The sequence below is a fragment of the Leptospira wolffii serovar Khorat str. Khorat-H2 genome, from assembly GCF_000306115.2.
Classification (GTDB): domain Bacteria; phylum Spirochaetota; class Leptospiria; order Leptospirales; family Leptospiraceae; genus Leptospira_B; species Leptospira_B wolffii.
In genome coordinates, this window is sequence record NZ_AKWX02000004.1 from 619,145 (window position 1) to 634,318 (window position 15,174).

At 47.9% G+C, this 15,174-nt stretch carries 15 protein-coding genes; 1 reads left to right on the plus strand and 14 read right to left on the minus strand.

Translation table 11 applies throughout. From position 1 onward, the window contains the following. Positions 1-16 precede the first annotated feature (16 nt). Complete coding sequence (gene carA, locus LEP1GSC061_RS02875) at positions 17-1,105, plus strand: glutamine-hydrolyzing carbamoyl-phosphate synthase small subunit (protein WP_016543450.1); 1,089 nt, start codon at positions 17-19, stop codon at positions 1,103-1,105. 33 nt (positions 1,106-1,138) lie between these two features. Here carA and LEP1GSC061_RS02880 read toward each other — a convergent pair whose 3' ends face one another. The 14 genes from LEP1GSC061_RS02880 to LEP1GSC061_RS02950 all read right to left on the minus strand — a co-directional run bounded on the left by LEP1GSC061_RS02880 (position 1,139) and on the right by LEP1GSC061_RS02950 (position 15,173). Continuing rightward, entirely contained in the window at positions 1,139-1,525 is a 387-nt protein-coding gene (locus tag LEP1GSC061_RS02880) for a PIN domain-containing protein (RefSeq protein WP_016543999.1), read from the minus strand. Further along, positions 1,522-1,713 carry a type II toxin-antitoxin system VapB family antitoxin gene (locus LEP1GSC061_RS02885; protein WP_016544138.1) on the minus strand — a complete coding sequence of 64 codons (192 nt, stop codon included), beginning with the start codon at positions 1,711-1,713 and terminating at the stop codon, positions 1,522-1,524. The genes LEP1GSC061_RS02880 and LEP1GSC061_RS02885 overlap by 4 nt, the downstream gene beginning before the upstream one ends. A gap of 927 nt (positions 1,714-2,640) precedes the next feature. Beyond that, entirely contained in the window at positions 2,641-4,872 is a 2,232-nt protein-coding gene (locus tag LEP1GSC061_RS02895) for a GAF domain-containing protein (RefSeq protein ID WP_016543581.1), read from the minus strand. Between the two features lie 2 nt (positions 4,873-4,874). Further along, a complete protein-coding gene (locus LEP1GSC061_RS02900; RefSeq protein WP_016543730.1) occupies positions 4,875-7,610 on the minus strand; it encodes a hypothetical protein in 2,736 nt (911 codons plus the stop codon). A 181-nt stretch (positions 7,611-7,791) separates the two neighbouring features. Further along, positions 7,792-8,172 (minus strand): ATP synthase F1 subunit epsilon, encoded by a 381-nt coding sequence (atpC, locus tag LEP1GSC061_RS02905; RefSeq protein ID WP_016543641.1) that lies wholly within the window; start codon positions 8,170-8,172, stop codon positions 7,792-7,794. A 3-nt stretch (positions 8,173-8,175) separates the two neighbouring features. Beyond that, entirely contained in the window at positions 8,176-9,579 is a 1,404-nt protein-coding gene (gene atpD / locus LEP1GSC061_RS02910; protein ID WP_016543727.1) for a F0F1 ATP synthase subunit beta, read from the minus strand. 22 nt (positions 9,580-9,601) lie between these two features. Beyond that, on the minus strand, positions 9,602-10,462 hold the full coding sequence (atpG, locus tag LEP1GSC061_RS02915; protein ID WP_016543385.1) for an ATP synthase F1 subunit gamma: 861 nt from the start codon (positions 10,460-10,462) through the stop codon (positions 9,602-9,604). Between the two features lie 13 nt (positions 10,463-10,475). Further along, entirely contained in the window at positions 10,476-11,990 is a 1,515-nt protein-coding gene (gene atpA, locus LEP1GSC061_RS02920; RefSeq protein WP_016544007.1) for a F0F1 ATP synthase subunit alpha, read from the minus strand. Beyond that, entirely contained in the window at positions 11,980-12,540 is a 561-nt protein-coding gene (gene atpH / locus LEP1GSC061_RS02925) for an ATP synthase F1 subunit delta (protein ID WP_016543485.1), read from the minus strand. The genes atpA and atpH overlap by 11 nt, the downstream gene beginning before the upstream one ends. A gap of 1 nt (position 12,541) precedes the next feature. Then, positions 12,542-13,069: a F0F1 ATP synthase subunit B gene (locus LEP1GSC061_RS02930; protein ID WP_016544094.1), complete on the minus strand. Its 528-nt coding sequence runs from the start codon at positions 13,067-13,069 to the stop codon at positions 12,542-12,544. 2 nt (positions 13,070-13,071) lie between these two features. Further along, entirely contained in the window at positions 13,072-13,359 is a 288-nt protein-coding gene (gene atpE, locus LEP1GSC061_RS02935; protein WP_016544028.1) for an ATP synthase F0 subunit C, read from the minus strand. A 45-nt stretch (positions 13,360-13,404) separates the two neighbouring features. Further along, the gene (atpB, locus tag LEP1GSC061_RS02940) at positions 13,405-14,454 is read right to left on the minus strand and encodes a F0F1 ATP synthase subunit A (RefSeq protein WP_040508002.1); all 1,050 of its coding nucleotides are present in this window, start codon (positions 14,452-14,454) and stop codon (positions 13,405-13,407) included. Between the two features lie 115 nt (positions 14,455-14,569). Further along, positions 14,570-14,923 carry a hypothetical protein gene (locus LEP1GSC061_RS02945; protein ID WP_016543797.1) on the minus strand — a complete coding sequence of 118 codons (354 nt, stop codon included), beginning with the start codon at positions 14,921-14,923 and terminating at the stop codon, positions 14,570-14,572. Positions 14,924-14,942: 19 nt separating this feature from the next. Beyond that, positions 14,943-15,173: an AtpZ/AtpI family protein gene (locus tag LEP1GSC061_RS02950; RefSeq protein ID WP_016543609.1), complete on the minus strand. Its 231-nt coding sequence runs from the start codon at positions 15,171-15,173 to the stop codon at positions 14,943-14,945. Between the last annotated feature and the right edge of the window lies 1 nt (position 15,174).

The window sequence follows — 15,174 nt, forward strand, 5'->3', positions numbered from 1 at the left end:
CAAGAGCCTGTCCGTAATGAAAGCGTTCTTGGTTTTAGAAAACGGGGACGTATACGAGGGAGAATCCTTCGGCTACGAAACCCATTCCGTCGGGGAAATCGTCTTCAACACTTCCATGGCGGGTTACCAGGAAATCCTGACCGATCCTTCCTACGCCAATCAGATCGTTACACTCACCTATCCCATGATCGGGAATTACGGTATCCACCCTGAAAACATGGAGTCCGGAAAGATCCAGGCTTCCGGAATGATCGTAAAGGAATACGTGGACAGGCCTTCCAATTTCAAGGCAGAGAAAACGCTCTCTCAATTTTTGAAAGAATACAAGATTCCGGGAATCCAAGGAATCGATACCCGCAAACTCACCCGCTTTATCCGAACCAACGGGTCTCCGAACGGAGGGATCTTCGTAGCGAACGAATATTCGGAATCCTTTCTACAGGAAGTAAGAAAATTCCCAGGGATCGCGGATGCGGATCTGGCCAAAGTCGTTACTACCGAAAAGAAATATTCTTTCGGAACGAACGCAGGAAAAAAATACAAACTCGCAGTATACGATTACGGAGTGAAAACCAATATTCTGAGGCTATTAGACGCGGCGGGCTTTGCTGTCACTGTATATCCGGCCCAGACTCCCGCTTCCGAGATCATGAAAGACGGAGTGGACGCGTTTTTTCTCTCCAACGGTCCGGGAGATCCCGCGGCTTGCACTTACGCAATCGATTCCACCAAAGCAATATTAGAAAAGAATTATCCTCTTTTCGGGATTTGCCTGGGCCACCAGATCATAGGACTCACCCTAGGCAAGAAAACGGAGAAGATGAAATTCGGGCATAGAGGGGGCAACCAACCGGTCAAGAATCTGGAGACGGGAAAAGTGGAAATCACTTCTCAAAATCACGGGTTTGCAGTCGTGGCGGAGTCCTCCGAAAAAGAACCCATCTCCTTCTTGAACCTAAACGACGATACTGTAGAAGGAATTTTGAAATCGGGGTATCCTTTGCTTTCGGTGCAATACCATCCGGAAAGTTCTCCCGGACCGAACGATAGTAGATACCTGTTCCAGAAATTCTACGATTTAGTGGATTCGACCCTCAAGCGTTAGGACTTGCTTTAATCGAAAGTTTCTTCGAATAGGTCAATAGAGTTTAAGCTTAAGATGCTTTCCCATAAGCTTAAAGTGTTTATCTAAGGTAAAGAGTATCGCTTTGTTTTGAATCACATTCTGCGCGATGATTAAATCCGGAAGTCCGATCTTATTGATGCCGTTTTTTAGATTTGAAACTTGATAATCGATTATCTCTCGCCAATTTATATCTAACGTGAGGCGCTCGGCAGCCTCGAGGGTCGTGATGACTTTAGTCTGTTTCTGGATTTTTAGAAAAGGAATTAACTCGGCCAAAATCAGATCATTCGTGTAAACGTTATCCCTATCGATCAAATCGTCGACCTCTTTCGAAATCGAAGACCGGTCATTACGGAAATATTCTATCCAAACGGAAGAATCCAATAGAACGGCACTCATCTCTTTCGAAGATCATCTAAATTGATTTTCAGATCGATAGAGCCCTTGTATTTTTTCAATTCTTTCAGTTTTTCCCTCCGAATTAGGGAGGCAAGACCTTCCTTAATTACGTCGGTTTTCGTTTTCAGATGGGTCAGCCTCATGGCCTCCTCGAATAATTCCTCGGGAATGTCAATTGTCGTTCTCATATTATGCATAAAATAGCTAATTTATATGCATTGTCAAATCACAATTTAGTTATAAAACTTAGCTTATTGGCAAAGAGTATGAGAATTAGGTTCCTCATACCGACTTCAATGAAGTCGCGGTAGATACCTGTTCCAGAAATTCTACGATTCAGGTGGATTCGACCTTCAAACGTTAGGACTTGCTTCGCAATTTTGCAATGGACTCGGGATCCAAATTCTGGAAACCTAAGTCCAATAATTGCGGTATAACCTTATCAAGCATTGCCCTCGGAGTCGGTAGCTCGCTAAAGAACAAGTATCTAACTTCCAGAACACTTCCGTCCGCTCTAAGGATTGCCGTGCTATAAGTTTCAGTATAAGACCGACCGGCCGGTCCAAGATCATCGATTCCGCTAAAGGCAAACACCGGCTTGATCTTTCCCGGAAAAACTCTTCCATTGAAATAATTGCCGTTAGTTGAAGAGATTTGCTTAAACCTACTTTCAAGGTATTTATTTAAGGACAGTTTTTGTCCATTCTCGCCGGGAAATATCGTTATCATTGATTTCATATAATCGGAGGAAAACGTTATACGAGAAGTTCCATCGGACTGGACATACCAATCATTCGCATAGGGAGGATATATTTTAAATTCTTCTGAAATACAATATATATCGATCGTACCACCCTTCTTATCGATAAAAGAAAATAGATCCCCATTCTTCGCATTTTCCAGCGAGGAATTCAATCGTACACTTTTTTGAAAATTTCTCAATACCGGTTTGTCGCCGCCGGTTTTACAAAAAGCGAGAAAAAGCATTAAAAATATCACTCTGCGCATCATACGGATATAGAAGAAAATAACCGGAATTCAATTACTTTTCGATTTCGACTGTCCGGAAACGAACTATCACCGACTCGCAATCTGGAACGGGACCTTAGGCTTTTTTAGGATTCTTCTATGAGTTCCAACATTCTTTCTTTTTCGCGGGTGTCGGCAGGATAGCAAAGGGTTTGGTTTGCCGTGGAAGTTTGGAAATCCTTGGTCTTACGGTCCAGTTCCACGATACGATTTCGGATCTTGCGGACTACGATCTGGGTTTCCTCTCTGTCTTTTCCGTCCAGAACGACCACGTATTTTCCTTGGCCTACTCGATAGCAATAGTCGGTTTCACTCAAATTTTCTTGGATGGAAGCTCTCAGCTCCTCGCAATAATAAGCGAAGAAACCCGCTCCTTTGATGCGGACCATTCGAGTGGCATTTTGTACTTTGAATACGGTAAGGCTAAAAGGCGCTCCTAGTTTGGCGGATCTCGCGATCGCCTCGTCGATTCTAGTTTCGACCGGACTGAAAGGATCTCGGAAGACTGCGTCCCTTTCCTCCAACATCAATAAATTGGAAAGTACGGGTGCTGCTACTTCCGAGATTCCCACTGCGGTCTCCCGATCGGAATCGGTCCAAGGGACCTCCGTCTCGTGGATAACGAGCATTCCCACAAGCCAGTTCAGATTCAAAAAAGGAAGAATGTCGAAATCGTGCATGAGTCCTAGTTCGTCGTTGGAGAGCTGAGATAATAACTCGGGATTCTTTCTGAAATTGGAAATCCGGAAAACCCCGGGAACGTTAGCCACGATTCCCACAAGATTGGAGTCTATAGGTAGGCGGAATTTTCCCGCCGTGTCCGGAGTCAGTAGATTCGTCCCGAATACCTTATATTCCTTGCGGGTGGTTCTATCCAGAATGAGAAAACTCCAGCGTCTAAGGCCCAGCTCCTTCTTGAACGTCTCTACTAGAAAATCGTAGGCCTCGTCCATATCCCTGATTTGCGCGAGATTTCTGGCAGTGGATAAGATTCTCTCGTTGGCCTTGACCACGTCCCCTAACCTTTCATTCTCCTGTTGCAGCGCTTCCAGATCCATAATCCTACGAAAGACGGATCCCGCCATCTCCCCTACGATTTTCAGGAATTCCAGATCCTCTATCGTGTAATCGTCTCCCTCTATGGTCTTAGTTAGGACGATGATTCCGAAGAATTCTTCGTAATTCCGGATCGGAACCAGAAGCTCCGCATTCGATTTCTCTAATATTTCTTTTTCTTTTCCAGGGAGAGCAAACTTAAACATCTCCTTAGCGTAAATTACGGAAGGAGTCTTTAAGGCGGCCTGGTAGCATTCGTCTCCCGTTTCGAAATTCCAGTTAGGATGCGCATTGATCCCCTGCGCTTCTACGACTCTTAAGGTATGAAAATCCCCGTTTGTAGAGGAGAAGATCGCGATCCCTTCCGCACCTATCTGTCCCTGTATGGAATAGCATAGATTCTGGAAAAAATCGGGGAAATCCTTGGAAGCGGATATCTCCTTGGATATCTCGAATACGGAGAGATAATTCTCCAATTTTTTGCGGGAAGCGATCTGTAGATCGATAGGAAGAGTGGAATAATCCGAATCGTCGTCGAATAGAAACTCGGCGCTTTCCGTTTCGGCCTGTTCTTTGTTGAGAGGGCGATTGGCCTCTCGGTTTGCCTGATTCTCCGCGTCCTTGACCCAATCGGCGAAAGGATCCTGGATATTCTCCGCTTTGCCTAAATCGGAATCGTCGAAGGACTGCTCCTCTTTCGCCTCTTCGGCCTTGGACAATAAACCCTTGGGTTTTTCTTCTTCATGAGAAGAAAGTTCCGACTCGGATCCAAGATCCAAATCGTCTAGTCCGAGCCCCAAGTCCGGATCCGCATCGAACGAAGCGGAGCTAGGAAATTCGGAGTCCGCATCGGAAAGATCGAAATCACTCGAATCGGAATCCTCGAAGGCTCCCGTAGGAAAATCGATTTCGGGAGCCTCGGTATCGTCTCCTCCGTAAGATGGTGTGATTCCTTCTCCCAGATCCAGGTCTCCGAAATCGTTGGAGGCCTGTTCCGAATCGAAGGAAAAATCCTCGTCGGAAGAGACCGCAGTCGTCGGTTCGAAGCTAGCGGGGTCCTCGTAGACGGATGTCGGTTTCTCGGATTTTTTTCCTCCGAAATCCATCGCCTTTTCCAGAAGCCCTTTGGCTCTCAGGGCCATGGATTTTTTTAAAAGAGAAGGTTTTTCTCCGGCGGAAACGGAAGAGGATACGCCTCTCGAATCTCCGGGAGCCGCAGCTCCGGAACGGATCAAACGAGTGACTTTATCCAGCAAGCCCATCGTCAGACGCCGATTTGTTTCATTAATTTCTTATAAAGTTCGAAGTAATCGGAGCGAGAGAAATCCCGTATCATATCGTCCGGAAGGTTTCCTAAAAGCTCGTCCAAATAGAGAAGAATACGCTTCATCTCGTCCTGAGTAGGAGTGCCGGCTTCCTCTCCGAGCCCGGCATCCATTCCTCCGGATGCTTGGCGGATTTCCTCCAAAGGAGAAGCCTCTCCTTCTTCGGCGTATTCGTCCAAAACGAAATTCAGTTCCGGTTCCGGAGCCAATCTTTCGATCGTAGGAACGATATCTCCTCCGATATTTCCGGTGAAATCCAGATCGGCGATCGGGATATCGTCTCCCATGGATCCCAAAGCATCCAATTCGGTCGCTTCGGGAGAAGCGGAAAGTAGCGCATCCAGATCCTCGGAATCCACTTCTTCCGGAGCCTCGTCCGCAAGTAGATTTCCGAGTTCGTCGTTGGATAGAGTGATAGGCTCGTCGGCCTCCCCGTCCAGATCCCAGTCGGAAGGCGCCGCAGTCTCTTCGGCCAAATCGTTTATATCCGCGACCGGTCCATCCCAATCCACATCGTATTGGTTCGGATCGATGGAACCGGCGACGTCATCCAATTCTCCTATCGGTAAGGAAATCGGTTCGTCGGAATCTGCCAACAAGTCGGTACCTGCGGTTTCCGATTCCCCGCCGTCTTCTAAAAGATGACCTAACTCATCCTCGGACAATGCGATCGGCTCGTCCGAATCTCCGTCTAGAGAGAAATCTCCGAATTCAACCGGTTCGTGTATATCGCCCGACTCTTCGGAATCTCCTTCGAAATCGAAGGAATCGTTTTCGGTTCCGGAAGAGAGAAGATCTCCCAACTCGTCGTCGGAAAGCGCGATAGGCTCCTCGGATTCGGAATCCTCGTTAGAAGATGAGAATTCGGGAACCTCTTCTTCTTCCGAAGCGAGCAGATTTCCCAGTTCGTCGTCGGAAAGCGCGATCGGCTCGTTATCGTCCGCAAGAAAATCGGATTCTTCGTTGTCGAATCCGGAAACCGCTCCGGTATCTTCTTCCTCTCCGGAAGAGAGAAGATTTCCCAGTTCGTCGTCGGAAAGTGCGATCGGTTCGTCTTCGTTGATATCGGAAAGGAAATCATCCTCAGGAACGGAAAGATCTCCCGGAGGAGCTAATAGATCCTCTTCGGAAGCGGAGGAACCGAGTACGTCATCATCGCTCGCGGAAGTAAAGTCTCCGATGGATTCCAGAACGTCCTCTTCATTGGAAGAAGGAAGTTCGTCGAATTCTCCCAAATCCATTCCCATATCCAGAGGATTGGATTCCTCTTCGGAACCGAAATGCTCCAGATCGGAAATCGGAAGAGAAATGGATTCTTCCTCTTCGTCCGCTGCGAGAGTTTTCGGAGAAGCTTCCGTATCGAAGTTAAAATCGCTTAGGTCTAATTCGCTATCGCTCGAATCCGTGGCTCCCATTTTGACGTCGGACTCGAAGGAAGAATCCTCTCCCAAATCCAGACTATCCAGATCGATCGGCTCTATGGTATCTTCGGACTCGTCTCCGGATGAAAGAAGGTTTCCTAGTTCGTCGTCGGAGAGCGCAATCGGTTCCTCGGATTCTTCCAAGGAGCTCATATCGGAAGCGATAGGAACATCCTCATCGACCGCTCCTAAGTCCAGGTCTCCGAAATTTCCCATCTCTTCGAAGGAATCCTCTTCGGAGCTCGTAAGCTCTTCTCCTCCCTCTCCCGTCAATAAGTGATCCAATTCGTCCACGGAGAGAGCGATATCTTTGTCCTCTTCTTCCGTTTCGAAATCCATGGAATCGGAAGGCTGTGAAGAAGGGACCGAGAAGTCGTCTCCCAAATCCGCGAAGCCCTCCGAATCGGAGTCGGCTCCGAAATCGTCCACAGCGATATCGCCTAACTCGTGTTCGGAGAGAGAAATAGGCCCTTCGTCGTCGGATAGAAAATCGTCTTCGTGAGTTCTGTCCTGGCCCGGAGAAGCGGTTTCCGCTTCCTCGTCCTCCATGCTGAAATCGGCAAGGTCCGCGCTTATATCAATATTATGTAATTCGTCGTCGGAAAGAGAGATGGGAGCCTCGTCGTCCATATCCAGATCGGAGAAACCCACGGCTTCCTCGTGATCGTCGGAGGAATCCCCGCTTCCCGCCCATTCGAAAGGCTGGTCTTCGGAGTGGAATGCGGAGGCGGGAACTTCTCCCGGCTGGGAAAAATCCCCCAAGTCCAGACTTCCCAGATCTCCGAAACCGTCATGGTCATGGTCGTCATCCGGAGGAGTAGGAGCGAGGGATGATTCTTTCCAAGAAGGAGCGGCCCCGGAAGAAGAGGGAGAGGATTCCGGACCGTCGTCCTCAATGTCTAATAGGCGGTCTATTTCCGCGTCGATCAAAGGATCGGTCAGATCGAAATCGAAGTCCTCGTCCAGATGCACGGACTCGTCCAATTGGCTCAGGTCCGAGGAGAATTCGGAGTCGTCGGGTTCGAAATTGGTAAAATCGTCGGGATATTCTTCTCCGGAAGAAGCGACCAGGTCCTCGAAACCGGCGGCATTTCCGTCATCCACGGGAAGAGCGTCGAAATCGAAATCCGCGCCCGAGTCGTCGCCGGACAATAGAGAATCGATTTCGTCCAAACTCATTTCGCTCGGATCGAATTCGTCTCCGTTGCTTGCAGGAAATCCCTCACCTTCGTCTATCGTAAAATCGTCCGCCATGCTTCCTACAATATGATTAAAATCCGACGCTCTCTATTCCGGAGCATCCCTGATCGTTACAGGAAATACAATCCGAAAATTCTCCCGATTCGGGAGAACCTTAAACGAAGGCTTCCTCCGGGAATCCCGGAGGAAAAGCGTTCTACTATTAGTAATTTTCGGATTCTAGAACCCCGAAATATTAGCGGGAAGCGGCTAAAATTCGGGTTTTTGCTTTTTGAACGAGGGTATTTTTTTCATTGGAAGCGGGCAGAGCTTCTGCCTCTTCCAGCGCTTTTTGAGCGGCAGCCAGATCGATATCTTCTTTCAGACTACCGTGGTCGGTGAGAATCGTAACCTTATTGTCTCTGACTTCGAAGAAACCGCCTTCGATTGCGGCAACTTTAGTCTTATTCCCCTGGCGGACTTCAAGGACTCCGATTCCCAATAAGGAAACCAGAGCCGTGTGGCCCGGATACACTCCGAAAAACCCTTCGCTTCCGGGCACGACGATGCTGTCCGCATCGCCGTGGAAGAGTAGTTTCTCCGGAGAGATTACCGATACGTCTAGCTTGGCTGCCATCGATTATGCTCTCAGGTTTTTGGACTTCTCGATCGCGTCTTCTATGGTTCCCACCATATAGAAGGCTTGCTCCGGAAGGTGGTCGCAATTTCCGGCAATCAACTCTTTGAAAGAGCGGACCGTATCGGCGAGTTTTACGTATTTTCCAGGGGATCCTGTGAATACTTCCGCAACGTGGAAAGGCTGAGAAAGGAATTTCTCGATCTTTCTCGCACGCGCCACCAGAACCTTATCATCCTCGGAAAGTTCGTCCATACCGAGAATCGCGATAATATCCTGAAGATCTTTATAACGTTGGAGAATCCTTTGAACTTCACGAGCAACACCGTAATGTTCCGCACCCAGAACTTCCGCGTTCATTACGCGAGAAGTAGAATCGAGCGGGTCAACCGCAGGATAAATTCCTTTATCGGAGATCGCACGGGAAAGAACCGTAGTCGCATCCAAGTGAGCGAACGCATTCGCAGGAGCAGGGTCGGTCAAGTCGTCCGCAGGAACGTAAATCGCCTGAACGGAAGTAATGGATCCCTTACGAGTGGAAGTAATACGCTCTTGTAGAGCACCCATCTCTGTAGAAAGAGTCGGCTGGTATCCCACCGCAGAAGGCATACGTCCCAGAAGTGCGGATACTTCGGATCCCGCTTGGGAGAAACGGAAGATATTGTCCACGAAGAGTAGTACGTCTGTTCCGATGGAATCACGGAAATGTTCCGCCATTGTAAGAGCAGAAAGAGCGACGCGGAGACGAGCGCCAGGAGGCTCGTTCATCTGACCGTAGCAAAGAACGGTTTTGTTGATAACTCCGGATTCTTTCATCTCTCTCCAGAGGTCGTTTCCTTCTCTGGTTCTTTCACCAACACCCGCGAATACCGAGAATCCACCGTGTTGTTTCGCGATATTATTGATCAACTCTTGGATAAGAACCGTCTTACCTACTCCGGCTCCTCCGAAGAGTCCGGTCTTTCCTCCCTTGATATAAGGAGCAAGAAGGTCGATTACCTTAATCCCTGTTTCGAATACTTCCGTTTTAGGAGAAAGATCTTCGTAACCTGGAGCGGGTCTGTGGATAGGTTTACGTTCTTTGACTTGGATAGGAGCTCCTTCGTCGACTGGATCTCCCAATACGTTGAAGATTCTTCCGAGAGTTACGTCTCCCACGGGCACGGAAATCGGAGCTCCGGTGTCGGAGACTTCCTGTCCTCTCACCAGACCGTCGGTAGAGGAAAGAGCGATCGCTCTTACAGCACTACCACCGATATGCTGTTGCACTTCGGCGATGATTTTTTCCTTTTTGCCTTCTACGACTGCGTCGATTTCCAACGCGTTAAAAATTTCGGGCAGATGTCCGGACTCGAATTCGATGTCCAAAACGGATCCGATGATTTGCTTAACTTTACCTTTGCTCATCCAAGTAACTCCAATACCAGAACTAGTTTAGCGAGTCCGCACCCGCTACGATCTCCGAGATCTCCTGAGTGATTTTTGCCTGACGGATACGGTTGTAACCGCGGGTCAGAAGTTTGATCATCTCGGAGGCCGCGTCCGTTGCGGATTTCATGGCCACGCGCTTTGCGATCTGCTCGGAGCAATTCGCTTCCAAGATCGCCTTTAAGAATGCTGTTTTTACTACAAGAGGAAGAAGGGATTCCAAAATATCTGCCGGACTCGGCTCGTATAGAACGCTCGAACCTACGTTCGCTTCTCCCTGCGCTTCGAACGGAAGAACTTTCGTAACCTCCGCCTCCTGATTTGCGGAAGAATGGTAAACGGTGGAAATAATCTCTACCGCATCCACTTCTTCTTTCGCAAATAGATCTAAGAAGAAGTCCGCGAATTCCTCCGCTTCCTTATACCCGGATTTATCGTCGATATGAGTATAAGACTTCTCTATCTTTTCCTTAGCGAATTGGAAGAAGGAGATACCTTTCTTTCCTACTACGAAGAGTCGAACGTTCGTGCCTTGATCTTTCCATTCCTGGATACGATTCTTCGCCAAACGGATGGTTTTGGAGTTATATCCTCCGCAAAGACCTCTGTTCGCCGTGATCACAAGCAAGGCTACGGAACGAACCGCATTCGGTTTCCGTAAATAAGGACTCTTTACCACGGAAGCCAGGGATGCAAGCGCTCCCACCAATTCCTTGATTTTATTCGAGAATGGATGGGACGCGTTCACCCGATCGCTCAGCTTTTTGGATTTGGCCGTAGCGACCATTTCCATAGTCCGAGTGATCTTCCGAGTGTTCTTAACGGAACTGATCCGTTTCTTTATTTCCCTGGGTGTAGCCAAGATTTTTCTCCGCTTACTTCAGGTTCCTAACAAAATCAGCTGCGATAGAGGCGATGACCTCTCCCAGTTTTCCTTCGTCGGAGATTTTCTTTTCCGTACGAATCGCGTTTAGAACTTCCGGTTGTTGGGTGCGGAGAACGTTGAGTAAATGCGCTCCGAACTCGCGAACCTTAGGAACAGGAACCTTGTCCATATGTCCTCTGGTAACCGCGAAAATTTCCACGACCTGCTCTTCTACAGGATAAGGGCTGGAAACTGGTTGTTTCAGCATCTCAACGATGCGATATCCTCTGTCCAACTGAGCCTGAGTTACCGGGTCTAAGTCGGTTCCGAGCTGAGCGAAAGCTTCCAATTCTCTAAACTGAGCGAGCTCCAGTTTCATTTTTCCTGCGACTTGTTTCATCGCTTTGATCTGAGCTGCGGAACCAACACGAGATACGGAGATACCCACATCCACTGCAGGACGAACCCCGGACGCGAATAAGTTGGATTGCAGATAAATCTGACCGTCAGTGATCGAAATCACGTTAGTCGGAATATAAGCGGAAACCTCACCTTCTTGGGTTTCGATAATAGGAAGCGCGGTTAGGGAACCTGCTCCGTATTTTTCGTCCAATTTGGCGGCTCTCTCTAATAAGCGAGAGTGAAGATAGAATACGTCTCCGGGATAAGCTTCGCGGCCCGGAGGTCTACGAAGAAGGAGACACATCTGACGGTAAGCGACCGCTTGCTTTGATAAGTCATCATAAACGACTAAGGTAGCTTTTTTCTCGTTATACATGAAGTATTCCGCGAACGAACAACCGGAATAAGGAGCGATGTATTGCAGAGGAGCAGGATCCGCAGCGGTTGCGGAAACTACGATGGTATAATCCATCGCGCCGACTGCTTTCAGTTTTTCCACGATAGTCGCAACGGTGGAAGCTTTTTGCCCGATCGCTACGTATACGCAGATAACTCCGGAACCTTTTTGGTTAATGATGGTATCCAGAGCGATGGAAGTTTTACCGGTTCCACGGTCTCCGATGATGAGCTCCCTTTGGCCACGGCCTATCGGGATCATTGCATCGATACTTTTGATACCAGTTTGGAGAGGCTCTTCAACCGGTTGTCTTTTGGAGATACCGGGGGCAGGGCTTTCTACGGCGCGAGTATGCTTGGTGTGGATCGGACCTTTTCCGTCCAGGGGCTCTCCCAGAGGGTTTACCACGCGTCCGAGCATTTCCGGTCCGACCGGAACTTCTAGAATTTTACCGATTCTTTTTACGGTGAATCCTTCGCGGATGTTTTTATATTCTCCGTAAATGATCACACCCACGGAATTGTCCTCTAAGTTGAAGGCTTGTCCGCGAACTCCGTTTTGGAACTCGACGAGTTCCCCGGCCATTACGTTTCTAAGGCCGAAGACTCTCGCGATACCGTCCCCTACTTCCAGGACGGTCCCGACTTCTTCTACAGCCAGGTCCTTTTTAAAATTTAAGATTTCCTGTTTGAGAACCGACGCAATTTCATCAGTTTTAATTTTCATACACCACTCCGATGGGTAGTTTACTATCCAGCAAGGACTGTCTTACTTTCCCCAGCTGACTCTTCATAGAACCATCAATTGCCAAATCTTGGAATCGAACCACGAAACCGCCGATAAGGCTCGGATCTTCTTGGTTCTCCAGGATGAACTCTGATTTGAATCTTTCTTTTAATGCTTCGCGCAGTTTATTAAGCGAGGATTCGTCCAGCGCCGGATAACTTCTGACTTTAGCGCGAATTCTTCCCGCTTTGCGATCCAATTCCTCTTTCAAGGCCTCGTGGATCTCGGAAAGGTAGGAGAATCTACCTCTGCGAAGAAGAACCTGCAGGAAATTCAGAGTAATCTCCGAAACTTTTCCTTGCAGGATCTTGACCAGAACGGTCTCTTTTACATCTCTCTTTACGGAAGGAGTATCGAAAAAATCGCGAAACTGAGATTCCGTATTTAATATACTTACAATGGAACCTAATTCTTGTTCCGCTTCTTCCGGAGAAGAACTCGCGTCCACAAAGGCGCTTGCGTAGGTTTTCGGGATCGCAGAATAGCTCATTTTACGCGCTCAGCTTCTTAATCTTGCCTAATTCGCTTTCGATAAAGGACTTATAATCGTCCGCTTTCAACTGCTTCTCGAGAACCAAACCTGCGACCTGAACAGTCATGTCCACGATCTGGGTCTGTAGTTCCGCCAAGGCTTTGGATTTAGCCAACTCGATGTCTTTAATAGCTCCGTCTTTCAGGGCCTTGACTTCCTTAGTCGCCTCGTCCAGCATCTTGTTTCTTAAGTTAGTAGCGTCCGATTTTGCTTCAGCTACGATTCCGTTAGCCTGGTCTTTTGCTGCAGAGATTTTTGCTTCGTAATCCTTCAGCAAAGCTTCCGCTTCGGAACGTACATCAGCAGCCTTACGAATATCGTTATGGACGGTCTCGGCTCTTTCATCCAGAGCTTTGAGGATCACATCCCACGCGAATATCTTGAGGATAACGACGACGATTGCGAACGTAAAAAGGGTCCAAATGAGTAGACCCGGATTTACGTCTAAGAGGCCGCCTAATCCCTTACCAGCTGCTAAGAGAAACAAGATTATTTACCTTCTGCTGGTGCGGAAACTTCAGTTTTAGCAGCTGCTTTGTTGACTGCTTCGTTCAAAGTTCCACCTGCGAGGAACGCAATCACGATTGCGAACAGAGCCGCACCTTCGATAAGGGCCGCAGAAATGATCATCGCAGTTTGGATTTTTCCAGCTGCATCCGGTTGACGGCTGATTCCTTCAGCGGCAGAGCCACCGATTCTTCCGATTCCGAGACCTGCGCCTAAAATAGCGAGTCCAGCCGCGATTCCTACTCCGATATATCCTAGTCCGAATTCCATTTTACTACTTTCTCCTATTTGAAATCAAAACGCTTATAATAAAAATTAGTGCCTGTGCATACTCGATCCGATGAAGAGCGAGGTTAAGAGTGCGAATACGTATGCCTGAAGGAAAGCAACGAATAACTCTAAGAAGTAAATCGCTACCGCTCCGGGTACGGAAGCCAAAAGACCGACCGTGATGGATTGGAATTGGAAAATGAACCCCAGAAGAGCCAGAATGATTACGTGGCCCGCGGTCATATTGGCCAAAAGACGCACTGTGAGTGCGAATGCTTTTGCGATCGGGGAAATGATGAATTCGAGAGGCCACATCAGAACGTAAAGAGGCCAAGGTACTCCGTTAGGAACGGAATGAAGGATGAATTTCGGCCCTTGGTATACGAAACCGGTTGCATAGATCAAGAGAAGAGTGATCAGAGCCAAACTTACCGTAACGGAAACGTCGCCCGTGACTGTAATTCCGTTCCAAACTTTCGCGATCCAGATTGGCTCATGGTGGGAAGAATTCGCATGAGCGGCGGCCACTTCTTCTCCGCTATTGATATATTCCGTTCCGAGTTGGATGACTTCTCCCACGGGAGGAATGAGTCCCATCAAGTTACAGAAAAGAATAAAGAAGAATAGAGTGAAGATATAATGATAATAAGAATGCCCGTGTCCGTCGGTATTGGCGTCCACCACATCCTTTTTCAGAAAACTGATGAAAGCCTCGACACCGTTTGCGAATCTGCTTTGGATCTTAAGAGGATTTCTTGCGATCGCTCTTGCGGCGGGAATAAAGATAACAAGAAGAAGGAAACTTACGATCCACATCATGGTCACACGACGGGTGATATGAAGATCGAGTCCTCCCACGAAATGGAATCTATGACCGGTGGAATGATCTACGAAAATGTTATCGTTATGAGGATCGAATCCTTCATGGCCTTCGAATACTTTCTGACCTCCGATATTGAAAGGAAACTCGGCATGGTCCATCAAGTGGTGGACTAAGACTTCGTTTAGGTCGAAAGGTTTTTTGCCTTCCGCATCGGAAGCGAAGGCGGGTATAGAAGATATTAATAATATCGCAGCGAAGATTTGTTTCAACATACTTGTAAAAGAGCCCTGTAAAGCACGACAAGAAGGAAGAATTTTGGAAGCACTAACCAGGGATCTTTTTTCCCACAAAATCATCCAAAACGCTTCTAAACCGTCGTTTTCTGGATCACCTTGCGAATACCACTATTAAAAGGTTTGCGAAATGGGCAATAAAAAAACCGATTACAAAACCTTCCCGTTCGCCCCTCCATATAAACACTAGCAAACAGGCCGCCTGTGCCCAAAAAAATAGAACACTCGTTCCAAGTTGGGACACCAGCCCGTCTTTAGAATGTTTCCAAAGCAGGAAGAATCGAATGGAATACGCTGCGAAAGAAAGCCCCAGAGCCAAAATGGCTCCTTTCCAAAGACCGGGATCCATCGGACCCAGGTAATTGCGTAGGATTTCGAAACCGATTAGTAATAAGAAGAAGCCTAAGTAGTATTTTTTAGGCTTCAATACTCCTTCCGAATCGGACATAGGGATTCTTTACCGGAATTCAATCCTTCTTATCGAATTGAGAGAGGCGATATAGAATGTAATAGATCCCGTATCCGAAACCCAGGGCCACACCGGACAGGACCGCTACGGGAGACCATCCGAATCGATCGTCCAGATATTTACCCACAAGAACGCTTGCGACTATGATAAAACCGAACTCGGTTCCTATACTCGCAAATTGCCAAAGAGAAGCGTCCTTTTTAGGAGGTTGAGGATCCGAAGAATTCATA

Coding starts and splice junctions, on each gene's coding strand:
- carA (WP_016543450.1), top strand. CDS start 17: ATGAAAGCGTTCTTGGTTTTAGAAAACGGGGACGTATACGAGGGAGAA.
- LEP1GSC061_RS02895 (WP_016543581.1), bottom strand. CDS start 4,872: ATGGGCTTGCTGGATAAAGTCACTCGTTTGATCCGTTCCGGAGCTGCG.
- LEP1GSC061_RS02945 (WP_016543797.1), bottom strand. CDS start 14,923: ATGTCCGATTCGGAAGGAGTATTGAAGCCTAAAAAATACTACTTAGGC.
- LEP1GSC061_RS02880 (WP_016543999.1), bottom strand. CDS start 1,525: ATGAGTGCCGTTCTATTGGATTCTTCCGTTTGGATAGAATATTTCCGT.
- atpC (WP_016543641.1), bottom strand. CDS start 8,172: ATGGCAGCCAAGCTAGACGTATCGGTAATCTCTCCGGAGAAACTACTC.
- atpB (WP_040508002.1), bottom strand. CDS start 14,454: ATGTTGAAACAAATCTTCGCTGCGATATTATTAATATCTTCTATACCC.
- atpA (WP_016544007.1), bottom strand. CDS start 11,990: ATGAAAATTAAAACTGATGAAATTGCGTCGGTTCTCAAACAGGAAATC.
- atpH (WP_016543485.1), bottom strand. CDS start 12,540: ATGAGCTATTCTGCGATCCCGAAAACCTACGCAAGCGCCTTTGTGGAC.
- LEP1GSC061_RS02885 (WP_016544138.1), bottom strand. CDS start 1,713: ATGAGAACGACAATTGACATTCCCGAGGAATTATTCGAGGAGGCCATG.
- LEP1GSC061_RS02950 (WP_016543609.1), bottom strand. CDS start 15,173: ATGAATTCTTCGGATCCTCAACCTCCTAAAAAGGACGCTTCTCTTTGG.
- atpD (WP_016543727.1), bottom strand. CDS start 9,579: ATGAGCAAAGGTAAAGTTAAGCAAATCATCGGATCCGTTTTGGACATC.
- atpE (WP_016544028.1), bottom strand. CDS start 13,359: ATGGAATTCGGACTAGGATATATCGGAGTAGGAATCGCGGCTGGACTC.
- LEP1GSC061_RS02900 (WP_016543730.1), bottom strand. CDS start 7,610: ATGGCGGACGATTTTACGATAGACGAAGGTGAGGGATTTCCTGCAAGC.